Source organism: Pseudomonas sp. Irchel 3A7 (assembly GCF_900187565.1).
GTDB lineage: Bacteria > Pseudomonadota > Gammaproteobacteria > Pseudomonadales > Pseudomonadaceae > Aquipseudomonas.
The window spans coordinates 292,337-314,986 of the sequence record NZ_FYED01000002.1 but is presented as its reverse complement, the minus strand read 5'-3'; the positions used below and the strand labels follow the sequence as shown (position 1 = coordinate 314,986).

Below are 22,650 nucleotides of genomic sequence, written 5' to 3'. Positions count from 1 at the left end.
CGCTCTTACCGGGCCGAAGCGAGTTGAGTGAAGGCGGTGCCGAGCCACTGCTGCACGCCATGCATCGTAGCGGCAGAGGTATCGAGGAACGGTTGCGGGTAGACGCCGATGTAGATCAGCAGCGCTGCCAGACCGACCACCATGATCATTTCGCGACCGTCCATGCCATGCAGCACCGCGTCCGACTTGGCCGGGCCGAAGTAGGCACGATGGATCATGATCAGCGAGTAGACCGAACCGAACACCAGGCCGGACGTCGCGATGATGGTGACCCATGGGGCGATCGGGAAGGTGCCGATCAGGATCAGGAACTCGCCGACGAAGTTACCGGTACCCGGCAGGCCCAGGGACGCGGCCGCGAAGAACAGGCTGAGGGCCGGCAGGTAAGCGATCTTCGACCACAGGCCACCCATTTCACGCATGTCGCGGGTGTGGGTGCGTTCGTACAGCTGGCCACTCAGGATAAAGAGTGCCGCGGCCGACAGACCGTGCGCCAGCATCTGCATCACCGCGCCCTGCAGCGCCAGTTGGCTGCCGGAATAGATGCCGATCAGGACGAAGCCCATGTGGGAAACGGACGAGAAGGCAATCAGACGCTTGATGTCGGTTTGCGCGAACGCCAGGAACGCACCGTAGAAAATCCCGATCAGACCCAGGGTCATGGCGAACGGCGCGAACTCGGCCGATGCGTTCGGGAACAGCGGCAGGGCGAAACGCAGCAGGCCGTAGGCAGCCGTCTTCAGCAAGATACCGGCGAGGTCGACGGAACCAGCGGTCGGCGCCTGGGCGTGAGCGTCAGGCAACCAGGAGTGGAACGGCACGACCGGCAGTTTCACCGCGAAAGCGATGAAGAAACCGAGCATCAGGATGTACTCGGTGGTCGTCGACATCTTGGTTTTCAACAGGTCGGCGTAGTTGAAAGTAATCACGCCGGTGTCGTTGAAGTTGACCAGTACCAGACCCAGGATCGCCACCAGCATGATCAGGCCGGAAGCCTGAGTGAAGATGAAGAACTTGGTCGCCGCGTAGATCCGGGTTTTCTTGCCATCCGAAGAACTGTGACCCCAGAGCGCGATGAGGAAGTACATCGGCACCAGCATCATTTCCCAGAAGAAGAAGAACATGAACAGGTCGAGGGCCAGGAACACGCCGACGACACCGCCCAGGATCCACATCAGGTTCAGGTGGAAGAAGCCAACGTGACGCTGGATTTCTTTCCACGAGCAGAGGACCGAGAGAACACCCAGCAGACCGGTCAGCAGGATCATCAACAGCGACAGGCCGTCGAGGGCCAGGTGCACGCTGATGCCGAAACGCTGGATCCAGATGTGCTTGAACTCAAGCACCCAGGTCGGATCGGCGCCTGGCGCCGGGGCAAGTGAATAGTCGCCGTTGGCCCACAGCCAGAGGCCGAGGGCGAGCAACAGGGACATGGTGATCAGCGCAATCCAGCGGGGGAGGGTGGCGCCGAAGCGCTCACCCATCCAGCACAGCAGGCCGCCGATGAAGGGGATCAGGATTAGCCAAGGCAGAATCATGACGGGCTCAATTCCTTTCGCAAGTTCGCAAGGTTCATATCAGACCGCTACCAGCACGACGGCGCCGATTACCAGCACGGCACCAGCAGCCATCGAGGCGGCATACCAACGCAGTTGACCGGTCTCGGTACGGCTCAGGGCGGTGTGACCGCCTTTGGCCATGCGCGGGATCAGACCGATGGTCTGGTCGAGCGGGTCTTTGCGCAGGATGTGGCTGATCGCCAGGTATGGCTTGACGAACAGTTTGTCGTAGATCCAGTCGAAGCCCCAGGCAGCGAACCACCAGGCCGACAGGAAACGGCCGATGCCGCTGTTGGCGATGGCGGTCACGAAGCGACGCTTGCCGAGGAACAGCAGCGCGGACAGCAGGATACCGGCCAGGGCGATGGCGCCCGAGGCGATTTCCAGGCTGTGCTTGGCTTCGCCACCGGCATGGCCGACGCTTTGCGGCAGTACACCGTGCAGCGGCGGAACGATCATCGCGCCGACGAAGGTCGACAGCACGATCAGCACCGACAGTGGCAGCCAGTGAGCGATGCCGTGACCGGCGTGGGCTTCGGTCTTCGCTTCACCGTGGAACGCGATGAAGATCAGGCGGAAGGTGTACAGCGAGGTCATGAACGCACCGACCAGGCCTGCGTAGAGCAGACCCTGGTTGCCGCTGGCGAACGCTTCCCAGAGGATTTCGTCCTTGGAGTAGAAGCCCGCGGTGACCAGTGGCAGGGCTGCCAGGGCCGCGCCGCCAACGATGAAGCTGGCGTAGGCCAGAGGCAGTTTCTTCCACAGGCCGCCCATCTTGAAGATGTCCTGCTCGTGGTGGCAGGCAACGATCACCGCACCGGATGCAAGGAACAGCAGGGCCTTGAAGAACGCGTGGGTCATCAGGTGGAAGATCGCGCCATCCCAGGCACCCACGCCCAGGGCCAGGAACATGTAGCCGATCTGGCTCATGGTCGAGTAGGCGAGGATTCGCTTGATGTCCGTCTGCACCAGCGCGGCAAAACCGGCCAGCACCAGGGTCACGCCACCGACGATGCCCACAAGGTGCAGGATTTCCGGCGCCAGGGTGAACAGGCCGTGGGTACGGGCGATCAGGTAGACACCTGCAGTTACCATCGTTGCCGCGTGGATCAGTGCCGAAACCGGAGTCGGGCCAGCCATCGCATCCGCCAGCCAGGTTTGCAGCGGCAGTTGCGCGGATTTACCGACAGCGCCGCCCAGCAGCATCAGGGTGGCCATGACCATCCAGAAGTCGCCGGCCTGGAATTTCTGCGGTGCCAGCACCAGCAGTTCCTGGACGTTCAGCGTGCCCAGTTGAGCGAACAGGATGAACAGGCCGATGGCCATGAACACGTCGCCGATACGGGTCACGATGAAGGCTTTGAGTGCGGCGTTACCGTTGTTGCGGTTGCTGTAGTAGAAACCGATCAACAGGTATGAGCACAAGCCCACGCCTTCCCAGCCGAAGTACAGGAACAACAGGTTATCGCCCAGCACCAGGAACAGCATGCTGGCGATAAACAGGTTGGTGTAGGCGAAGAAGCGCGAGTAACCGGCTTCACCGCGCATGTACCAGGACGCGAACAGGTGGATCAGGAAGCCTACGCCGACCACGACACCGAGCATGGTCAGGGACAGACCATCCAGGTACAGCGCGAAGTTCGGCGTGAAGCCTTCCACCGCCATCCACTGCCACAACACCTGGGTGTAGTGGCCGCCTTCCGGTGGTGCGACGTTGAATTGCCAGATCACGTAAGCCGTGACGATGGCCGACAAGCCGACGGAACCGACGCCGATCAGCGCCGAGAGGTTTTCCGAGAGGCGTCCACGGGAGAACGACAGCAGCAGGAAACCAATGAGAGGGAATACGAAAGTCAGATAGAGAAGATTCATCCGCGCATCTCGCTGGCAGCGTCGATATCGAGAGTGTGGAAGCGGCGGTACAGCTGCAACAGAATCGCCAGGCCGATACTGGCCTCGGCGGCTGCCAGGCTGATCACCAGGATGAACATGATCTGTCCATCCGGCTGCGCCCAGCGGCTACCGGCAACGATGAACGCCAACGCGGAGGCATTCATCATGACCTCCAGGCTCATCAGCACGAAAAGAATGTTGCGGCGGACCATCAGGCCGACCAGACCGAGGCAGAACAGGATGCCGGCGACCGCCAGACCATGCTCCATAGGGATAGCAGGCATCGTCATTGCTCCTTGGCTTCGTTGCGGCCCAAGTGGAACGCCGTCACGGCTGCGGCGAGCAGCAGCATCGAGGCGAGTTCGACCACCAGCAGGTAAGGACCGAACAGGCTGATGCCCACGGCCTTGGCGTCTACGGTGGTGTGGCCGATGGCCTGGCCGGTCTGGTCGGAGAACAGCACATACAGCAGTTCAACCAGCAGCAGCGCAGCGAGGGCGACCGGGCCGCCCCAGATACCGGGCTTGAGCCAGACGCGCTCTTGCTGAACCGAGGCCGGGCCCAGGTTCAGCATCATCACCACGAACACGAACAGCACCATGATGGCGCCAGCGTAGGCGATCACTTCCAGCACACCGGCGAACGGCGCGCCGAGGGCGAAAAACGTCATCGCCACGGCGATCAGCGAAATGATCAGGTAGAGCAGGGCGTGCACAGGGTTGGTGTTGGTGATCACGCGAAGCGTGGACACCACAGCGATACCCGATGCGAAATAGAAAGCGAATTCCATCTTTCTTCCTTAAGGCAGCAAGCTCTTCACGTTGATCGGTTCGGCTTCATTCTGCGCGGAGCCCTTCGGCTTACCGGCAATCGCCATACCTGCAACACGATAGAAGTTGTAATCAGGGTTTTTGCCGGGGCCGGAGATCAGCAGATCTTCTTTCTCGTAAACCAGGTCCTGACGTTTGAACTCGGCCATCTCGAAATCCGGTGTCAGCTGGATCGCGGTGGTCGGGCAGGCTTCCTCGCAGAGGCCGCAGAAAATGCAGCGCGAGAAGTTGATGCGGAAGAAGTCCGGATACCAGCGACCGTCTTCGGTTTCAGCTTTCTGCAGCGAGATGCAACCGACCGGGCAAGCCACGGCGCACAGGTTGCAGGCTACGCAACGCTCTTCGCCGTCGGGGTCGCGGGTCAGGACGATACGGCCACGGTAGCGCGGCGGCAGGTAGACCGGTTCTTCCGGGTACTGCAGCGTGTCGCGCTTGCGGAAGGCGTGGCCGAAAATCATCACCAGGCTGCGAAGCTGGGTGTAGAAGCCATGCACGATGTCAAATATGTACTTCATGATTCTCTATCCTCACTGAGCCGCGACGGCGGGCGTGTTGAGCAACACGATCGCAGCGGTCACCAGCATGTTGACGAGGGTCAGCGGCAGGCAGAACTTCCAGCTGAAATCCATCACCTGGTCATACCGAGGGCGCGGAATCGAAGCGCGCAACAGGATGAACATCATGATGAAGAACCCGGTTTTCAGTGCGAACCAGATGAACGGGATCTGCGGCAGAATGCCGAACGGACCGTGCCAGCCACCGAAGAACAAGGTCACCAGCAGCGCCGAAATCAGCACGATACCGATGTACTCGCCGACGAAGAACATGCCCCATTTCATACCGGCGTATTCAATGTGGTAACCGTCGGCCAGTTCCTGTTCCGCTTCCGGCTGGTCGAACGGGTGACGGTGAGTCACGGCCACGCCAGCGATGAAGAAGGTCAGGAAACCGAAGATCTGCGGAATGATGAACCACAGGTTCTGGGCCTGGTATTCAACGATGTCGCGCATGTTGAACGAGCCGACCTGGATCACGATGCCCATCAGCGACAGGCCCATGAACACTTCGTACGACACGGTTTGTGCCGAGGCCCGCAAGCTGCCCAGCAGGGCGAACTTGTTGTTGCTCGACCAGCCGGCGAACAGCACCGCGTAGACCGACAGACCGGCCATGGCAAAGAAGAACAGGATGCCGATGTTGATATCCGCCACGCCCCAGGTCGGGGTGATCGGGATGATCACGAAGGCAATCAGCAGGGCGCTCATGGCCACTACCGGTGCCAGGGTGAAGATCATCTTGTCGGCGAACGGCGGGGTCCAGTCTTCCTTGAAGAACATCTTGATCATGTCGGCGGCGATCTGGAACGCGCCGAACGGACCGACGCGGTTTGGACCGTAACGGTCCTGCCAGAGGGCGAGCAGGCGACGCTCGACCCAGCTGAGCAGGGCACCGCAGACCACCACGGCGAGCAGAATCACCACGGCCTTGAGGACCGCGATGATGATGTCGATCACTTCAGGAGTGAACAAGGTCATTGCGCTGCCTCCTGCAGACCGTCAACGGATTGGCCAAAGATCGCTGGTGGAATGCCGGCGATGCCCGCAGGCAATGCCACCAGGCCGGCGCCCAGCTCTTCATTGATACGCAGTGGCAGACGCAGGGTCTGGCCGGCCACGTTCAAGCTCAGCATGGCGCCGTCGTTGACACCCAGGCGGTCGGCTTCGGACTTGGCCAGGGCCACGTAGGCGGCCGGAATGCGTTCCTGGACCGGAGCGGCTTTCGAGGAGTTTTCTTCGCTGCCGAACAGGTGGAAGAACGGCACGGCTTGCCAGGTACCCGGAGCCGGGTTGAACGCACGCGGAACACTGGCGAACCAGTTCAGCGAGTCGCCGGTGCTTTCGATCAGGCGGGTGCCCGGGTCGCCGGCACGGATGTGACCACCGACTTCGTCCTGGAACTTGTTCCAGGCTTGCGGCGAGTTCCAGCCCGGAGACCAGGCGAAAGGCACTTGCTGACGCGGTTCGGCCGAACCCGAGTAACCTTCCATCGAGAAGGCGAACGCGGTGTCCTTGTCCTGCGGGGTACGCGGTTCATGCACGTTGATGTCGGCGCGCATGGCGGTACGACCGGAGTAACGCAGCGGTTCACGGGCCAGTTTCATGCCCTTGATGCGGAACGCGGCGGACGGTGCAGCATCGACGATACGGTTCAGTTGCGGCGTGCTTGCCGCCACGGCAGCGGTGGCGTGATCCAGCTGGGTCCAGTCGATCGGCTGGTTCAGCAGGGTCGCGCGCAGGGCATGCAGCCAGCGCCAGCCTTCGTGAACCAGGATGCTGGCATCCATGTACTTCGGATCGAACACCTGGAAGAAGCGCTGGGCGCGGCCTTCCTGGCTGACCAGGGTACCGTCGCCTTCGGCGAAGCTGGCGGCTGGCAGAACCAGATGCGCGCGATCGCTGGTGGCGGTCTTCTGGTGGTCAGCCACGATCACCACTTTCGCGGCGGTCAGGGCAGCATCCACACGGGCTTTGTCGGTACGGGTGTACAGATCGTTTTCCAGCACGACGATGGCGTCGGCCTTGCCGTCGATCACCGCTTGCAGCGCAGCGTCGACCGATTCGCCACCGAGCATGGCCAGGCCGAGGCTGTTGGCTTCCGGCACGATCAGGCTGATGGAACCGTTCTTCTCGCGCAGCTTCAGGGCCTTGGCGATGTTCGCGGCGGCCTCGATCAGGGCTTTGGAGCCCAGGGACGTACCGGCGATGATCAGCGGTCGCTTGGCGGCGAGCAGGGCATCTGCAATGCGCTTGGCCAGCTCGAGGGCTTCGGCATCCAGGCCTTCAACGGCTGGAGCGCTGGCGTCGAGGGCGTGAGCCACGGCGAAACCGATACGGGCCAGATCGTCTGGCGCGGCGTGAACGCATTCTTCGGCGATGTCGTCGAGCTTGGTTTCAGCCAGGCTGGCGATAAACAGCGGGTTCAGTGCGTGCTGACCGATGTTCTTCACCGCGGCGTCGAGCCAAGGCTGGACGCGCATGGCGTCGGCCATGTCTTCGGCCTTGCCCTTGACCGATTGACGCAGGGACAGGGCCATGCGCGCAGCAGTCTGGGTCAGGTCTTCTCCGAGGACGAACACGGCGTCGTGGTCTTCGATGTCGCGCATGTTCGGTACTGGCAGCGGGCTGTCTTTGAGCACTTGCAGCACCAGACGGATGCGCTCCAGCTCGGCAGCTTCGATACCGGAGTAGAAGTGCTCGGCACCGACCAGTTCGCGCAACGCGTAGTTGCTTTCGAGGCTGGCGCGGGGCGAACCGATACCGACGATGTTGCGACCGCGCAAGAGGTCGGCGGCTTTATCCAGCGCTTCGTCGAGGGTCAGCTTGGCGCCGTTGGCGAGCAGCGGCTGACGTGGACGGTCGGTGCGGTTGACGTAGCCATAGCCGAAGCGGCCACGGTCGCACAGGAAGTACTGGTTTACCGAACCGTTGAAACGGTTTTCGATACGACGCAGCTCACCGTAGCGCTCGCCCGGGGAAATGTTACAGCCGCTGGAGCAGCCATGGCAGATGCTCGGCGAGAACTGCATGTCCCATTTACGGTTGTAGCGCTCGGAGTGGGTCTTGTCGGTGAACACACCGGTCGGGCAGACCTCGGTGAGGTTGCCGGAGAACTCGCTTTCCAGCACGCCGTCTTCAACGCGACCGAAGTACACGTTGTCGTGGGCGCCGAATACGCCGAGGTCGGTGCCGCCGGCGTAGTCCTTATAGAAGCGCACGCAGCGGTAGCAAGCGATGCAGCGGTTCATTTCGTGGGAAATGAACGGGCCCAGTTGCTGGTTCTGGTGGGTACGCTTGGTGAAGCGGTAACGGCGCTCGTTGTGGCCGGTCATTACCGTCATGTCTTGCAGGTGGCAGTGACCGCCTTCTTCACAGACCGGGCAGTCGTGAGGGTGGTTGGTCATCAGCCATTCGACGACGCTGGCGCGAAATACTTTTGCTTCTTCGTCGTCGATGGAGATCCAGCTGCCGTCGGTGGCGGGGGTCATGCAGGACATGACGATCCGACCACGCTTGTCGTTCTCATCGGTGTACTGCTTGACCGCGCACTGGCGACAAGCGCCAACGCTGCCAAGGGCGGGGTGCCAGCAGAAATAAGGGATATCGAGGCCTAGCGACAGACATGCCTGTAACAGGTTGTCTGCCCCATCGACTTCGAGCTCTTTGCCGTCTACGTGGATAGTGGCCATGGTTCAAAGTTCTTCGTTGGCCCGGTGTCAGCGGGCGTGGCTAATGGAATCTTGTTATCCGCGCGAATCAACACAGCCGTTAAAGGCGTCATCGCACGAAAAGCGAAGGGCACGGACCCTTCGCCTTTTTTTAAGCGTTTACGCGCCGACTACGATCGGCCTTGCCAGAGGCGGGACGACGGCGCTGGTGGGCGCGATGCCGGCTTCGAACTCATGGCGGAAGTATTTGATGGCGCTGCCCAATGGCTCCACGGCACCCGGTGCGTGAGCACAGAAGGTCTTGCCTGGGCCGAGGAAGCCGACCAGACCCAGCAGGGTCTCGATATCGCCGGCTTGCCCTTCACCGTTCTCGATCGCACGCAAGAGCTTCACGCTCCACGGCAGACCATCACGGCACGGGGTGCAGAAACCGCACGACTCACGGGCGAAGAACTCTTCCATGTTGCGCAGCAGGGACACCATGTTGATGCTGTCGTCCACCGCCATGGCCAGGCCGGTACCCATACGGGTGCCCACTTTGGCAATGCCGCCGGCGTACATTTGTGCGTCCAGGTGTTCCGGCAACAGGAAACCGGTACCGGCGCCGCCGGGTTGCCAGGCCTTGAGCTGGTAACCGTCGCGCATGCCGCCGGCGTAGTCTTCGAACAGCTCGCGACCGGTGACGCCGAATGGCAGCTCCCACAGGCCCGGGTTCTTGACCTTGCCGGAGAAGCCCATGAGCTTGGTGCCCATGTCTTCACTGCCTTCGCGAGCCAGCGATTTGTACCAGTCCACGCCGTCGGCGATGATCGCCGGGACGTTGCACAGGGTTTCAACGTTGTTCACGCAGGTCGGCTTGCCCCATACGCCAACGGCGGCAGGGAAGGGCGGCTTGGAGCGCGGGTTGGCGCGGCGGCCTTCGAGGGAGTTGATCAGTGCGGTTTCTTCACCGCAGATGTAACGCCCGGCGCCGGTGTGGACAAACAGCTCGAAATCGAAGCCGCTGCCCAGGATGTTCTTGCCCAGCAGGCCTGCTGCCTTGGCTTCTTCCACGGCACGGTTCAAGTGCTTGGCGGCGGTGGTGTACTCGCCACGCAGGAAGATGTAGCCACGGTAGGTTTTTAGTGCACGGGCACTGATCAGCATGCCTTCGATCAGCAGATGGGGCAGTTGCTCCATCAGCATGCGGTCTTTCCAGGTGTTGGGCTCCATTTCATCCGCGTTGCACAGCAGGTAGCGGATGTTGATGGATTCGTCCTTGGGCATCAGGCCCCACTTCACGCCAGTGGGGAAGCCTGCACCGCCGCGGCCCTTGAGGCCGGAGTCTTTCACGGTCTGGACGATGTCGTCCTGAGCCATGTCGGCGAAGGCCTTGCGCGCAGCGGCGTAACCGTTCTTGGCCTGGTATTCGTCAAGCCATACGGCTTCGCCGTCGTCACGCAGACGCCAGGTGAGCGGGTGAGTCTCGGCCGAACGCTTGATGCGGTTGGCAGGACCGAAGGAAGTCAGGGTCATACGTAGCCCTCGAGCAATTTGGCAACGCCTGCTGGCTGCACATCACCGAACGTGTCGTCGTCGATCATCAACGCCGGCGCCTTGTCGCAGTTGCCGAGGCAGCAGACCGGCAGCAGGGTGAAACGACCGTCGGCGGTGGTCTGACCCAGGCCGATGCCCAGCTTGCTCTGGATTTCGCTGACCACCGACTCGTGGCCGCCGATGTAGCAGACCATGCTGTCGCAGACGCGAATGATGTGGCGGCCGACCGGTTGACGGAAGATCTGACTATAGAACGTCGCCACGCCTTCAACGTCGCTGGCCGGAATACCGAGGATTTCGCCGATGGCGTACAGGGCGCCGTCCGGCACCCAGCCACGTTCCTTCTGGACGATCTTCAGGGCTTCGATCGACGCCGCGCGCGGGTCTTCGTAGTGATGCAACTCGTGCTCGATGGCCGAGCGCTCGGTTTCACTCAGGGTGAAACGGTCTGTCTGGATAAGCGTGCTGTTCATGCTTAGCGGTCCACGTCGGCCATAACGAAATCGATACTACCCAGGTACGCGATCAAGTCCGCGACCATGCTGCCTTTGATCACCGAAGGGATCTGCTGCAGGTGCGGGAAGCTTGGGGTACGAATCCGGGTGCGGTAGCTCATGGTGCCGCCATCGCTCGTCAGGTAATAACTGTTGATGCCCTTGGTCGCTTCGATCATCTGGAAGGATTCGTTGGCCGGCATGACCGGGCCCCACGAAACTTGCAGGAAGTGCGTGATCAAGGTTTCGATGTGCTGCAGCGTGCGCTCTTTCGGCGGCGGCGTGGTCAGCGGATGATCCGCCTTGTACGGGCCTTCCGGCATGTTGCGCAGGCACTGGTCGATGATCTTGATGCTCTGGCGCATCTCCTCGACACGCACGATGCAACGGTCGTAGGCATCGCCATTGGCCGCCAGCGGTACTTCGAACTCGAAGTTTTCGTAGCCCGAGTACGGACGCGCTTTACGCAGGTCGAAGTCGCAACCGGTGGAACGCAGGCCGGCACCGGTGACACCCCATTCCAGGGCTTGCTTGGTGTTGTAGTCGGCGACACCGATGGTACGGCCACGCAGGATGCTGTTGTCCAGGGCGGCTTTCTGGTATTCGTCCAGACGCTTGGGCATCCACTCGACGAAGTCCTTGACCAGTTTTTCCCAGCCGCGCGGCAGGTCGTGGGCGACGCCACCGATGCGGTACCAGGCCGGGTGCAGACGGAAACCGGTGATGGCTTCGATCACCGTGTACGCACGCTGACGGTCGGTAAAGGTGAAGAACACCGGGGTCATGGCGCCGACGTCCTGGATGTAGGTACCCAGGAACAGCAGGTGACTGGTGATCCGGAAGAACTCGGCCATCATGATGCGGATGACGTCGACCTTCTCCGGCACCTTGATGCCGGCCAGCTTCTCGACCGAGAGCACGTACGGCAGGTTGTTCATCACGCCGCCGAGGTAGTCGATACGGTCGGTGTACGGAATGAAGCTGTGCCAGGACTGGCGCTCGGCCATCTTCTCGGCGCCACGGTGGTGGTAGCCGATGTCCGGTACGCAGTCGACGATCTCTTCACCGTCCAGTTGCAGGATGATGCGGAACGCACCGTGCGCCGAAGGGTGGTTGGGACCCAGGTTGAGGAACATGTAGTCCTCGTTCGGGCCGGAACGTTTCATGCCCCAGTCTTCAGGCTTGAAGCGCGCGGCTTCTTCCTCAAGCTGTTGCTTGGCCAGGGTCAGGCTGAACGGATCGAACTCGGTAGCACGGGCCGGGAAGTCCTTGCGCAGCGGGTGACCTTCCCAGGTCGGCGGCATCATGATGCGCGACAGGTGCGGGTGGCCTTTGAAGTCGATGCCGTACATGTCCCAGACTTCACGCTCGTACCAGTTGGCGTTCGGCCAGATGCTGGTGACGCTCGGCAAGCTGAGGTCGCTCTCGGACAAGGCGACCTTGATCATTACGTCACTATTACGTTCGATCGACATCAAGTGATAGAACACGGAGAAGTCGACGCCGTTCGGCAGCCCTTGACGCTTGGTGCGCAGGCGCTCGTCCACGCCGTGCAGGTCATAGAGCATGACGTACGGCTTGGGCAGGTTGCGCAGGAAAGTCAGGACTTCGACGAGTTTGGCGCGGGCAACCCAAAGCACCGGCATGCCGGTGCGGGTAGGCTGGGCGGTGAACGCCTCCGGGCCAAAACGGTTGTTCAGTTCGACGACCACATCCTGGTCGTCTGCCTTATAAGGCGGGATGTACAGAGCACTGCCTGTAGTCATGGTTATTTATCGCTTTCGGTCAACGTAAAGAATGAAGCCAGTTTTTCGTTTCTTTGAAACAGCAGAACTGGATCAGACTTCGTCGGGGCTGCGCAGGTTGGTTACCTGAATACGCTGTTCGCGGCGCTTTTCCTTTTCGGAAGGCATCTCGGCGCGATAAACGCCTTGATCGCCAACGACCCAGGAAAGTGGGCGACGCTCCTGGCCAATCGACTCCTGCAACAGCATCAGGCCTTGCAGGAAAGCTTCAGGGCGGGGCGGGCAGCCAGGCACGTAGACGTCCACGGGCAGGAACTTGTCCACCCCTTGAACGACAGAGTAGATGTCGTACATGCCACCGGAGTTGGCGCACGAACCCATGGAGATAACCCATTTCGGTTCGAGCATTTGCTCGTAGAGACGCTGAATGATCGGCGCCATCTTGATGAAGCAGGTACCGGCGATAACCATGAAATCCGCCTGACGCGGCGATGCCCGGATAACCTCGGCGCCAAAGCGCGCGATGTCGTGGGGCGCCGTGAAGGCGGTGGTCATTTCCACATAGCAGCACGAAAGACCGAAGTTATACGGCCACAGGGAGTTCTTGCGCCCCCAGTTGATCGTGCCGTTAAGCACGTCTTCGAGCTTGCCCATGAAAATGTTTTTGTGGACTTGATCTTCTAACGGATCGGAAACGGTTTCCCGTTCGCCAATCGGATACTGCTCGTTAGGAGCATCGGGGTCGATCCTGGTGAGATTGTATTGCATTGCCAAAGCCTCATTGTTTCAGCTTCGCTTGCCGCTTGCGCCGAGCTTCCGGAGCCCAGTCAAGGGCGCCCACTCGGAATAGGTAGACAAGACCTGCCAACAGAATTGCTATGAAAACGAGAGCTTCGACGAATCCGGTCCAGCCGCTTTCGCGGACGGACACAGACCATGCAAAGAGAAAAAGGGCTTCGATATCGAAGATCACGAAGAGCATCGCGACCAGATAGAATTTGGCTGAGAGCCGCAAGCGGGCGCCACCTGTAGGTAGCATGCCGGACTCGAACGGTTCGTTTTTGCTGCGACCCCAGGCTTTTGACCCAAGGAGGCTGGAGACACCGAGCATGAAGGCACAGAGGCCGACAACGCCCAGAAGGAAAATGGCAAAGCCCCAGTTGTGGGCCATGAGTCCTGTCGCTTCGGGCATGCTGGTAATCCTTAACAGAGAGCAAGGGTCTCTGAGCTTGAAAAGAAACAAAGCAGTGACGATATGTCGCAGCAATCAATCCCGCTGATTTTATGGCTAAACACCCTGCAAGTAAAATTCCTATAGCGAAATTATTTATAGGAATAAGGACATAACGAGCCCTCAAAGCCCTGTAGCCCTTGCGTTGCGGGCATTAGCCGGCATTTCGTCAAATATGTTTTGTTGGGAATGTAACGAACATAGTTGTGTCTAAATGATAATCAATATTGTTTGGGTTGGTTTTTAAACTGTTTACCCTGCAGGGGGTTGGGAAGTTGTCTTATATGCGCGTTACTGCAAGTAGCGTGCGGGGCTGTTTTACCTGATTTTCCTGATCTCGATAGCGCTCTGGATCAATGTGTGGGTTCAACACCGCAACCCCTTGTGGGAGCGAGCCTGCTCGCCAAAGCGGTGGGTCAGCCATCATCGATGTTGAATGATAAATCGCATTCGCGAGCAGGCTCGCTTCCACAGGGTTTTGGGTTGGTCTCGGAATCGTGCGCAAAAAAAACGCCCCGAACCAGTCGGGGCGTCAGATGTGCAGCGCTGCGGTTAGCTTTCTATACGGTCCGCAACGGCCGTTTACTCAGTTGAAGCAGATCAGTGGAACTGTTCTTCTTCGGTCGAGCCGGTCAGCGCGGTCACCGACGACGAGCCACCCTGGATCACGGTGGTCATGTCGTCGAAGTAGCCGGTGCCCACTTCCTGCTGGTGAGCCACGAAGGTGTAACCCTTGGCAGCATCAGCGAATTCCTGCTCTTGCAGCTTCACGTAGGCAGTCATGTCGTTGCGGGCGTAGTCGTGCGCCAGGTTGAACATGCTGTGCCACATGTTGTGAATGCCGGCCAGGGTGATGAACTGGTGCTTGTAGCCCATGGCGGACAGTTCGCGCTGGAACTTGGCGATGGTCGCGTCGTCCAGGTTTTTCTTCCAGTTGAAGGAAGGCGAGCAGTTGTACGACAGCAGTTGGTCCGGGTATTCCTTCTTGATCGCTTCAGCGAAGCGACGGGCTTCTTCCAGATCCGGCTTGGCGGTTTCGCACCAGATCAGGTCGGCGTATGGCGCGTAGGCCAGGCCGCGAGCGATCGCCTGGTCCAGGCCGGCGCGCACTTTGTAGAAGCCTTCCTGGGTACGTTCGCCAGTCACGAATGGCTGGTCGTACGGGTCGCAGTCGGACGTCAGCAGGTCAGCGGCGTTGGCGTCGGTACGGGCCAGGATGATGGTCGGCGTACCGGCAACGTCAGCCGCCAGACGGGCAGCGGTCAGCTTCTGTACGGCTTCCTGGGTCGGAACCAGTACCTTGCCGCCCATGTGGCCGCATTTCTTCACAGAAGCCAGTTGGTCTTCGAAGTGAACGCCGGCGGCGCCTGCTTCGATCATGCTCTTCATCAGCTCGTAGGCGTTCAGTACGCCGCCGAAACCGGCTTCAGCGTCGGCCACGATTGGCGCGAAGTAGTCGATGTAGCCGTCGTCGCCCGGGTTCTTGCCGGCTTTCCACTGGATCTGGTCGGCACGACGGAACGAGTTGTTGATGCGCTTGACCACGGTTGGAACCGAGTCAACCGGGTACAGCGACTGGTCCGGGTACATCGATTCGGCGGAGTTGTTGTCCGCAGCCACTTGCCAGCCCGACAGGTAGATCGCCTGGATACCGGCCTTGACTTGTTGCACAGCCTGGCCGCCGGTCAGGGCGCCCATGCAGTTGACGAAATCTTTCTCAGGACGGAAGGCTGGCTTGGCACCCTGGGTAACCAGGTTCCACAGCTTCTCGGCGCCCATTTTTGCAAAGGTGTGCTCAGGTTGAACCGAGCCACGCAGACGGACGACGTCAGCAGCGGAGTAAGTGCGTGTCACGCCTTTCCAGCGCGGGTTTTCAGCCCAGTCTTTTTCGAGGGCTGCAATTTGCTGTTCGCGTGTCAGTGCCATGGAGATAAACCTCGTCGCGTCTTGTATGAAAAGTTGTTCTGCGGTGGAAAATTCCTGTTCGCCAGTTACGCATCCTGAAAATGGCGTAGATGGCTGCTCGCTGACCAGAAGCTTAGGCGGTCAAGTCGGATTCGGCGGGGGAGGCGACGGGATGAACGATGGGCTCGAGGGGGAAGTGAGCAGGTAAAGGCGAACTGCGGGCGCATTCGGGCGTCGTGGGCCTTGGTACGAACATCAGTGTGGTGCCGGGTTACCTAATAACGCTTCCGTCCCTCGGGACAACTTCGTTCCAGTCGACAACCTCGTCAAACACACCTTGTGGGCGGTACAGACACGAAGCGGTTCGCGGGGTAGGTGCGAACATCGCCTCGAAGGCCCTTGCCAGGGCCTCTGATTAGCGGGAGCGAGGCCATCATGCCTTCGCTTTTTTGGCTCGTCAAACGTTTTGTAGTGCTTTTTTTCAAGCACTACATCTTTGGTCTAATACGACTTGCCGGTCAGTTTTCGGTGGTTCAGTCCAAGGTGTCGACTTTCACCCGCAGGGTCATGTCATTGCGGCTTTGGGTCGAGTAGCTGCGGGTCAGGCCCTGTTTGTCGGCCTGTGTCTGGCCGTTTACCCCGGCCAGCAGGATCCATTCGCCCAGGCGGCCGGTGACGGTTGTGTCGGTACTTTGTACGTTCACTACATCGGGACGTTCCTGGCTCATGCGGTCACGGTTGGTACTGATCGACAGGTGAACGATCTCGCCGGTGACATTGGCGGTGACGTAAAAACCCTGGGTGACGTTGCGGTATTCGGTCTGGCTGCGCAAGTCGCCGTAGGAGTCGGTCTGGGTGCTGGTCAGCGGTACGCTCTGGCCGACCTGGATCAGTGCCGGCATGCCATCGGTGGCCTGGATTTGCTGGATGCCGCCGTCACGGCTGTCGGTGCTGCGGTTGATGATGCGGGTCTGGCTCGGCTTGGCGCCGTTCACCGAATAACCCTGATCGCCCTGGACGTTGTTTTCGTTGGTGTCGACGGTAATCAGCAGGCGTTTGGGTGCGGTATCGAGCTGGCTTAAAAGCGCCTTAAGTTCGTCGATCTTGCGCTGATCGGCGTTGACGATGAGCTGATTGCCGTAGGCGCTGACCTGGCCGTCCTTGCCGATGAAATCCTGCGCCACCGGCAGCAGATCGGCGCTGGTGTGGTAGTTCAGTGGCACGATCTCGGTGGCTGCCATGACCGAAAAACTGCAAGTTACCAACAGTGTGGTGAGCAGGGTGCGTAGGGACATATCCGTTATCTCCGCCTTCGAATTTTTGATCTGTAGGAGCGAGCTCGCTCGCGATAGTCGTTAACGATAACGTTGGAAGCCTGACACCCCGCGGCGTTTTCAAGGTCATCGCGAGCGAGCTCGCTCCTACAGGTGTGTTGATATTGCCAGTTTGTCGGCCCGGGGTGGGGCAAGTTGAATCCTGGACAGCAAAACGCCCCGGCATCCGAAAATGACGGGGCGTTTTGGGGTGTGCTTCGGGGCCCTTGTGGCGAGGGGATTTATCCCCGTTGGGCTGCGGAGCGGCCCTAAAACCTGCTACCACTGCTATTCAGGTACACTGCATGCGCAGGGTTTGCGACTGCTGCGCAGCCGAACGGGGATAAATCCCCTCACCACAGCGTCTCAAGCGGATTGGCGCACCATGTCCACATGTGGAATGCCTGCTTCCAGGAATTCCTCGCTGACCATGTGAAAGCCCAGGCGCTCATAGAATGCCGTGGCCTGTACCTGGGCGCTGAGCATCTGTTGCTTCAGCCCGCGCTTCTCGGCTTCACCGATCACCGCCTGCATCAGTGCGTCGCCGACTTTCAGTCCGCGCCAGTCCTTGAGTACCGATACCCGGCCGACATGACCGTCGGGCAGCAAGCGCGCGGTGCCAATCGGAAAGTCGCCTTCCAGAGCCAGGAAATGCACGGCAGTCAGGTCGTCGGCATCCCATTCCAGTTCAGGTGGAACGGACTGCTCGGCGACGAACACCGCTTCACGAATGCGCCGGATCTCGGCGTTGTCCTTCTGCCAGTCTGCGACACGTACGTGAATCTTATTCATCGGCAAACCCCAGGCTTCCTTGCTTGACCAGTTCGCACAGCAGGCCGCGACCGTCTTCATCGCTCAGCCATTGGCCGAGGTTGTCGAGGTGCAGGGCATCGGCGGCGCAGATCATTTTCAGCAGCTCGCGCAGTTTGCCGGGCAGGTAACGGCTCTGGCCGCTGGCGAACAGCAGCAGGTCGTCATCGACCTCCGACCAGGCCAGGCGGGCGCTCGGGTTGCGAATCAGCACCGCGCCTTGCTCCAGTGCGCCGAGTACGTCGTCTTCGGCGAGGTCTTCAGGGCCCACCACCAATTCCGGATAGCGCGGCTCGGTCATGAACTGGCCGAACCAGGTCAGCAGCAGGCGTTCGTCGCTCATGTGCTCGGCCAGCAGGCTTTTCAGGCGGTCGAGGGCGTCGTGCTGGATCTGATGCGGGTCGGCCGCAGGCAGTGCATCGGCGTCGGTGTAGCGCTCTTCGTCCGGCAGGAACTGGCTGAGGAAGTCGGTGAAGTGGGTCAGCACTTCAGCGGCGCTCGGGGCGCGGAAACCGACGGAGTAAGTCAGGCAGTCGTCGACGGCCACGCCGCAGTGGGCCAGGCGCGGCGGCAGGTACAGCATGTCGCCCGGTTCCAGGACCCATTCGTCGGTGGCTTCGAAGTCGGCAAGGATGCGCAGGTCCGCATGTTGCAGCAGCGGACTTTCGGAGTCGCACATCTGGCCGATTTTCCAGTTGCGCTTGCCGTGGCCTTGCAGCAGGAACACGTCGTAGTTGTCGAAGTGCGGACCGACACTGCCACCGGGGGCGGCGAAGCTGATCATCACGTCGTCGATCCGCCAGCTCGGCAGGAAGCGGAAGTGCTCCAGCAATTCGCTGACTTCCGGTACGAACTGGTCAACGGCTTGAACCAGCAGGGTCCATTCGCGTTCCGGCAGTTTGCTGAATTCGTCTTCGGCAAACGGGCCGCGACGCAATTCCCACGGACGCTCGCCGTTCTCGATGATCAGGCGCGATTCGACTTCTTCTTCCAGCGCCAGGCCGGCCAGTTCGTCGGCGTCGATCGGGCTTTCGAAGTCAGGAATCGCCTGACGGATCAGCAGCGGTTTTTTCTGCCAGTAGTCGCGCAGGAATTCCCGTGCCGTGATGCCGCCCAGAAGTTGAAGAGGAATGTCAGGATTCATGTGTAACCTATTGAAAAAAAGCACTTTTCAGACGGGAATAAAAACGCCCGGCGCTGCCGGGCGTCTCAAAAGGGTCCAGCGGTCGATCAGATGCGTTTGGCTTGTGCCACGGCGTTGCCGATGTAGTTCGCCGGGGTGAGCAATTTCAGCTCGGCCTTGGCGGCGGCTGGCATGTCCAGGCCGTCGATGAAAGTCTGCAGCGCTTCAGGGCTGATGCCCTTGCCGCGAGTCAATTCTTTCAGCTTCTCGTACGGGTTTTCGATGTTGTAGCGACGCATCACGGTCTGGATCGGCTCGGCCAGGACTTCCCAGCAGGCATCCAGATCGGCAGCGATTTTGTCTGCGTTCAGCTCGAGTTTGCTGATGCCTTTAAGACTCGCTTCGTACGCGATCACGCTGTGGGCGAAGCCGACACCGAGGTTGCGCAGTACGGTGGAGTCGGTCAGGTCGCGCTGCCAGCGGGAGATCGGCAGTTTGCTCGCCAGGTGCTGGAACAGTGCGTTGGCGATGCCCAGGTTGCCTTCGGAGTTTTCGAAGTCGATCGGGTTGACCTTGTGCGGCATGGTCGACGAACCGATTTCGCCAGCGATGGTGCGCTGTTTGAAATAGCCCAGGGAGATGTAGCCCCAGATGTCGCGGTCGAAGTCGATCAGGATGGTGTTGAAGCGGGCGATCGCGTCGAACAGCTCGGCAATGTAGTCGTGTGGTTCGATCTGCGTGGTGTACGGGTTGAAGCCCAGGCCCAGCTCGTCTTCGATGAAGGCGCGGGCATTGGCTTCCCAGTCGATCTCAGGGTAGGCCGACAGGTGTGCGTTGTAGTTGCCGACAGCGCCGTTGATCTTGCCCAGCAGAGGAACGGCAGCGACTTGAGCAATCTGGCGCTCCAGGCGGTAAACCACGTTCGCCAGCTCTTTGCCCAGGGTGGTCGGCGAAGCCGGTTGGCCGTGGGTGCGCGACAGCATCGGCACGTCAGCGAAGCGGATGGCCAGTTCGCGAATGGCTTCGGCTGTCTGGCGCATCAGTGGCAGCATCACGTCATCACGGCCTTCGCGCAGCATCAGGGCGTGGGACAGGTTGTTGATGTCCTCACTCGTGCAGGCAAAGTGGATGAATTCGCTGACCTTGGCCAGTTCCGGCAGCTTGGCCGCTTGCTCTTTGAGCAGGTATTCGATGGCCTTGACGTCGTGGTTGGTGGTGCGCTCGATCTCTTTGACGCGCTCGGCGTGCTCCAGGGAGAAGTTTTCCGCCAGGGCATTCAACACCGCGTTGGCTTCGGCGGAGAACGCCGGCACTTCGCTGATGGCAGGGTGAGCGGCCAGGCGCTGGAGCCAGCGCACTTCAACCAGAACGCGGGCACGGATCAGGCCGTACTCGCTGAAAATTGGGCGCAGGGCCTGGGTTTTGCCGGCGTAGCGGCCGTCAACAGGGGAAACCGCAGTGAGCGAAGAGAGCTGCATGGGGTGTTCTCGGACAGTCGGGCAACGAAATGGGGCGCGTATCATACATGAAAAAATCCGCGGGTCCGTTGCCAACTGACCAGCGTATTACGCGTTACTGACTACAAAACGGTGTTGTTGATGCGCTTCAGCTGCTGCGCATCAGTGGGTAAAGCTCTTTGAGCAATTTGCGGCGACTGACCACCAGTTGCCAGCGATGACCGCCCAATTGCCGCCACAGGCGTGCCGAACGAATACCGGCCAGCAACAGGGCGCGGATTTTCGAGGCGTTGCTCGGTTGCTGCAGGTTGCGCATGTCACCATGGACCTGGATGCGCTGGCGCAGGGTACTCAGGGTGTCCTGGTACAGCGCGCCGCACGCGGCGATCACGTTCTCGTGAGCCGGGCCGAAGTGTTCGACCTGGGACTGGATCTGCGGCAGGCGTTTGCCGATCACGTCCAGCATGTCATTGCGCTTGGCCAGCTGACGCTCAAGGCCGAGCATGGCCAGTGCATAGCGCAACGGTTCGCGCTGCAGGGCGCTCGGGTCGCGTTCCAGGGCGCCGATCAAGGCGCGATAGCCTTCGCGCAGATTGATGTCGTCGCCGCCGTAGACTTCCAGGGTGTCCTTGGGGTCGCGGATCAACAGGCTGCCGAGCATGCAGGTCAGGCCGGCTTCGCTGGTCTGTCCGGTCTTGGCGATCTTGTCCACCAGCACCGCGGCGAGAAACACGCCGCCCAGCGCCGTCAGTTGCTCCTGAGTCGGGCTCATTGTTGCTGGCCTTTGCTTGTCCAGGGTTCGGCGACTTCGATCACGCCGCCGCCGAGGCAGATTTCACCGTCGTAGAACACCACGGACTGACCCGGAGTGACCGCACGTTGTGGGTCATCGAAGGTCGCGCGATAACCGCTGGCGGTCTTTTCCAGGGTGCAAGGCTGGTCGCTCTGGCGATAGCGGACCTTGGCGGTCAGTTTGCGCGGCTGGCTCAGGTCGATCGGGTTGACCCAATAGATGTCGGAAGCGAGCAGGGCGCGGGAGAACAGCCACGGGTGGTCATTGCCCTGGCCAACGATCAGCTCGTTGTGTTCCAGGTCCTTGATCAGCACGTACCACGGCTCTTCGCCGGCGTCCTTCAGGCCGCCGATACCGAGGCCCTGGCGCTGGCCGATGGTGTGGTACATCAAGCCGTGGTGACGGCCGATGACTTCGCCTTCGGGGGTTTTGATTTCGCCCGGTTGCGCCGGCAGGTATTGCTTGAGGAAATCGCTGAAGCGGCGCTCGCCGATGAAGCAGATCCCGGTGGAATCCTTTTTCTTCGCGGTCGCCAGTTCGTATTTCTCGGCAATTGCACGGACCTGGGGTTTTTCCAGTTCGCCGACCGGGAACAGGGTCTTGGCGATCTGTTCGCCGCCGACCGCATGCAGGAAGTAACTCTGGTCCTTGTTCGGATCCAGGCCTTTGAGCAATTCGGTGCGGCCGTCGATGTCGCGGCGACGCACGTAGTGACCGGTGGCGATCAGGTCGGCGCCGAGCATCATGGCGTAGTCGAGGAACGCCTTGAACTTGATTTCGCGGTTGCACAGGATGTCCGGGTTCGGCGTGCGACCGGCCTTGTATTCGGCCAGGAAGTGCTCGAACACGTTGTCCCAGTACTCGGCGGCGAAGTTGGCGGTGTGCAGCTTGATGCCAATCTTGTCGCACACGGCCTGGGCGTCCGCCAGGTCATCCATGGCGGTGCAGTATTCCGTTCCATCGTCTTCTTCCCAGTTCTTCATGAACAGGCCTTCCACCTCATAGCCCTGCTCGATCAGCAGGAGAGCGGAAACGGAAGAGTCCACGCCGCCGGACATACCGACAATGACGCGCTTCTTTTGTGTGTCAGAAGGGGCTGGATCACGCATAGGTATTCAATGAGTGTCTTGAAAAAGGACGCGATTCTAACAGGCTCGGGCCTGCAAGGCTAAAGAGAAGGACGGATCAGTTCGAGACCGAAGTGTTTACCGTCCAGATAGTCGTCGATGCAGCGGATGATCAGCTCGCTGCGCCAGTGCTCGCGCTGCTCGATCAACTCCTCGCGGGTCAGCCACTTGGCGCCGACGATGCCGTCGTCCAGTTGATAGTCGGGGTGGTGTTTCAGCGGTTTGGCAATGAAGCACACCCGTTGGTAGGTGACGCCGTTGCTCGGCGCGGTATAGAGATAAATGCCCAGCACCCCGGTCGGTTCGACGTCCCAGCCGGTTTCCTCGAGGGTTTCGCGTACGGCGGCTTCGGTGAGGGTTTCGTCCGGATCCAGGTGGCCGGCGGGCTGGTTGAGTACCGTTCGTCCGTGCTTGAGCTCTTCGACCATCAGGAAGCGGCCGTTGTCTTCGATGATGGTGGCGACGGTGATGTGGGGTTGCCAGTCCATGGGATTACCTCCAGTTCAGGGGTGCAAAGATTTCAATATGGAAACCGGCCCCTGTGGGAGCGAGCCTGCTCGCGAAAGCGGTGGGTCAGCCAGCATCGATGTCGAATGATAAACCGCATTC

20 protein-coding genes are annotated in these 22,650 nt (G+C 60.5%); all 20 read right to left on the bottom strand.

The window, feature by feature from the left end; all coding sequences use genetic code 11:
• Positions 1–5 precede the first annotated feature (5 nt).
• The 20 genes from nuoM to CKW21_RS03925 all read right to left on the bottom strand — a co-directional run bounded on the left by nuoM (position 6) and on the right by CKW21_RS03925 (position 22,529).
• Entirely contained in the window at positions 6–1,538 is a 1,533-nt protein-coding gene (gene nuoM, locus CKW21_RS04025; RefSeq protein WP_095192722.1) for an NADH-quinone oxidoreductase subunit M, read from the bottom strand.
• 39 nt (positions 1,539–1,577) lie between these two features.
• Entirely contained in the window at positions 1,578–3,431 is a 1,854-nt protein-coding gene (gene nuoL / locus CKW21_RS04020) for an NADH-quinone oxidoreductase subunit L (protein ID WP_095192721.1), read from the bottom strand.
• Positions 3,428–3,736, bottom strand: coding sequence for an NADH-quinone oxidoreductase subunit NuoK (nuoK, locus tag CKW21_RS04015; protein ID WP_007946416.1), 309 nt, complete (start codon positions 3,734–3,736; stop codon positions 3,428–3,430). Before nuoK ends, nuoL begins: the two co-directional genes overlap by 4 nt.
• A 2-nt stretch (positions 3,737–3,738) precedes the next feature.
• Complete coding sequence (gene nuoJ / locus CKW21_RS04010) at positions 3,739–4,242, bottom strand: NADH-quinone oxidoreductase subunit J (RefSeq protein ID WP_095192720.1); 504 nt, start codon at positions 4,240–4,242, stop codon at positions 3,739–3,741.
• Positions 4,243–4,251: 9 nt separating this feature from the next.
• Positions 4,252–4,797 (bottom strand): NADH-quinone oxidoreductase subunit NuoI, encoded by a 546-nt coding sequence (gene nuoI / locus CKW21_RS04005; RefSeq protein WP_007970449.1) that lies wholly within the window; start codon positions 4,795–4,797, stop codon positions 4,252–4,254.
• A 12-nt stretch (positions 4,798–4,809) separates the two neighbouring features.
• Positions 4,810–5,817: an NADH-quinone oxidoreductase subunit NuoH gene (gene nuoH, locus CKW21_RS04000; RefSeq protein WP_095192719.1), complete on the bottom strand. Its 1,008-nt coding sequence runs from the start codon at positions 5,815–5,817 to the stop codon at positions 4,810–4,812.
• Positions 5,814–8,528: an NADH-quinone oxidoreductase subunit NuoG gene (gene nuoG / locus CKW21_RS03995; RefSeq protein ID WP_095192718.1), complete on the bottom strand. Its 2,715-nt coding sequence runs from the start codon at positions 8,526–8,528 to the stop codon at positions 5,814–5,816. Before nuoG ends, nuoH begins: the two co-directional genes overlap by 4 nt.
• A 138-nt stretch (positions 8,529–8,666) precedes the next feature.
• Entirely contained in the window at positions 8,667–10,022 is a 1,356-nt protein-coding gene (nuoF, locus tag CKW21_RS03990) for an NADH-quinone oxidoreductase subunit NuoF (protein ID WP_095192717.1), read from the bottom strand.
• Entirely contained in the window at positions 10,019–10,516 is a 498-nt protein-coding gene (gene nuoE / locus CKW21_RS03985; RefSeq protein ID WP_008020715.1) for an NADH-quinone oxidoreductase subunit NuoE, read from the bottom strand. Before nuoE ends, nuoF begins: the two co-directional genes overlap by 4 nt.
• Positions 10,517–10,518: 2 nt before the next feature.
• On the bottom strand, positions 10,519–12,303 hold the full coding sequence (gene nuoC / locus CKW21_RS03980; RefSeq protein ID WP_095192716.1) for an NADH-quinone oxidoreductase subunit C/D: 1,785 nt from the start codon (positions 12,301–12,303) through the stop codon (positions 10,519–10,521).
• A 72-nt stretch (positions 12,304–12,375) separates the two neighbouring features.
• Positions 12,376–13,050 carry an NADH-quinone oxidoreductase subunit B family protein gene (locus CKW21_RS03975; RefSeq protein WP_047527662.1) on the bottom strand — a complete coding sequence of 225 codons (675 nt, stop codon included), beginning with the start codon at positions 13,048–13,050 and terminating at the stop codon, positions 12,376–12,378.
• A gap of 10 nt (positions 13,051–13,060) precedes the next feature.
• On the bottom strand, positions 13,061–13,474 hold the full coding sequence (locus CKW21_RS03970) for an NADH-quinone oxidoreductase subunit A (protein ID WP_003223812.1): 414 nt from the start codon (positions 13,472–13,474) through the stop codon (positions 13,061–13,063).
• Between the two features lie 639 nt (positions 13,475–14,113).
• Positions 14,114–15,439 carry an isocitrate lyase gene (gene aceA, locus CKW21_RS03960; RefSeq protein WP_057399864.1) on the bottom strand — a complete coding sequence of 442 codons (1,326 nt, stop codon included), beginning with the start codon at positions 15,437–15,439 and terminating at the stop codon, positions 14,114–14,116.
• A gap of 512 nt (positions 15,440–15,951) precedes the next feature.
• The gene (locus tag CKW21_RS03955) at positions 15,952–16,713 is read right to left on the bottom strand and encodes a secretin N-terminal domain-containing protein (RefSeq protein WP_095192714.1); all 762 of its coding nucleotides are present in this window, start codon (positions 16,711–16,713) and stop codon (positions 15,952–15,954) included.
• 384 nt (positions 16,714–17,097) lie between these two features.
• Positions 17,098–17,523: a GNAT family N-acetyltransferase gene (locus CKW21_RS03950; RefSeq protein WP_095192713.1), complete on the bottom strand. Its 426-nt coding sequence runs from the start codon at positions 17,521–17,523 to the stop codon at positions 17,098–17,100.
• A complete protein-coding gene (locus CKW21_RS03945) occupies positions 17,516–18,685 on the bottom strand; it encodes a cupin domain-containing protein (RefSeq protein ID WP_095192712.1) in 1,170 nt (389 codons plus the stop codon). The genes CKW21_RS03950 and CKW21_RS03945 overlap by 8 nt, the downstream gene beginning before the upstream one ends.
• An 86-nt stretch (positions 18,686–18,771) precedes the next feature.
• Positions 18,772–20,142, bottom strand: coding sequence for an adenylosuccinate lyase (purB, locus tag CKW21_RS03940; protein ID WP_095192711.1), 1,371 nt, complete (start codon positions 20,140–20,142; stop codon positions 18,772–18,774).
• Between the two features lie 127 nt (positions 20,143–20,269).
• Positions 20,270–20,893 (bottom strand): high frequency lysogenization protein HflD, encoded by a 624-nt coding sequence (hflD, locus tag CKW21_RS03935; protein WP_095192710.1) that lies wholly within the window; start codon positions 20,891–20,893, stop codon positions 20,270–20,272.
• Positions 20,890–22,023, bottom strand: coding sequence for a tRNA 2-thiouridine(34) synthase MnmA (gene mnmA / locus CKW21_RS03930; protein ID WP_095192709.1), 1,134 nt, complete (start codon positions 22,021–22,023; stop codon positions 20,890–20,892). Before mnmA ends, hflD begins: the two co-directional genes overlap by 4 nt.
• 59 nt (positions 22,024–22,082) lie before the next feature.
• The gene (locus CKW21_RS03925) at positions 22,083–22,529 is read right to left on the bottom strand and encodes an NUDIX hydrolase (protein WP_095192708.1); all 447 of its coding nucleotides are present in this window, start codon (positions 22,527–22,529) and stop codon (positions 22,083–22,085) included.
• Positions 22,530–22,650 lie beyond the last annotated feature (121 nt).

Bases quoted from the DNA above. Each gene is read 5' to 3' on its own strand.
- nuoM (WP_095192722.1), bottom strand. From the start codon at position 1,538: ATGATTCTGCCTTGGCTAATCCTGATCCCCTTCATCGGCGGCCTGCTG.
- nuoL (WP_095192721.1), bottom strand. From the start codon at position 3,431: ATGAATCTTCTCTATCTGACTTTCGTATTCCCTCTCATTGGTTTCCTG.
- nuoK (WP_007946416.1), bottom strand. From the start codon at position 3,736: ATGCCTGCTATCCCTATGGAGCATGGTCTGGCGGTCGCCGGCATCCTG.
- nuoJ (WP_095192720.1), bottom strand. From the start codon at position 4,242: ATGGAATTCGCTTTCTATTTCGCATCGGGTATCGCTGTGGTGTCCACG.
- nuoI (WP_007970449.1), bottom strand. From the start codon at position 4,797: ATGAAGTACATATTTGACATCGTGCATGGCTTCTACACCCAGCTTCGC.
- nuoH (WP_095192719.1), bottom strand. From the start codon at position 5,817: ATGACCTTGTTCACTCCTGAAGTGATCGACATCATCATCGCGGTCCTC.
- nuoG (WP_095192718.1), bottom strand. From the start codon at position 8,528: ATGGCCACTATCCACGTAGACGGCAAAGAGCTCGAAGTCGATGGGGCA.
- nuoF (WP_095192717.1), bottom strand. From the start codon at position 10,022: ATGACCCTGACTTCCTTCGGTCCTGCCAACCGCATCAAGCGTTCGGCC.
- nuoE (WP_008020715.1), bottom strand. From the start codon at position 10,516: ATGAACAGCACGCTTATCCAGACAGACCGTTTCACCCTGAGTGAAACC.
- nuoC (WP_095192716.1), bottom strand. From the start codon at position 12,303: ATGACTACAGGCAGTGCTCTGTACATCCCGCCTTATAAGGCAGACGAC.
- CKW21_RS03975 (WP_047527662.1), bottom strand. From the start codon at position 13,050: ATGCAATACAATCTCACCAGGATCGACCCCGATGCTCCTAACGAGCAG.
- CKW21_RS03970 (WP_003223812.1), bottom strand. From the start codon at position 13,474: ATGCCCGAAGCGACAGGACTCATGGCCCACAACTGGGGCTTTGCCATT.
- aceA (WP_057399864.1), bottom strand. From the start codon at position 15,439: ATGGCACTGACACGCGAACAGCAAATTGCAGCCCTCGAAAAAGACTGG.
- CKW21_RS03955 (WP_095192714.1), bottom strand. From the start codon at position 16,713: ATGTCCCTACGCACCCTGCTCACCACACTGTTGGTAACTTGCAGTTTT.
- CKW21_RS03950 (WP_095192713.1), bottom strand. From the start codon at position 17,523: ATGAATAAGATTCACGTACGTGTCGCAGACTGGCAGAAGGACAACGCC.
- CKW21_RS03945 (WP_095192712.1), bottom strand. From the start codon at position 18,685: ATGAATCCTGACATTCCTCTTCAACTTCTGGGCGGCATCACGGCACGG.
- purB (WP_095192711.1), bottom strand. From the start codon at position 20,142: ATGCAGCTCTCTTCGCTCACTGCGGTTTCCCCTGTTGACGGCCGCTAC.
- hflD (WP_095192710.1), bottom strand. From the start codon at position 20,893: ATGAGCCCGACTCAGGAGCAACTGACGGCGCTGGGCGGCGTGTTTCTC.
- mnmA (WP_095192709.1), bottom strand. From the start codon at position 22,023: ATGCGTGATCCAGCCCCTTCTGACACACAAAAGAAGCGCGTCATTGTC.
- CKW21_RS03925 (WP_095192708.1), bottom strand. From the start codon at position 22,529: ATGGACTGGCAACCCCACATCACCGTCGCCACCATCATCGAAGACAAC.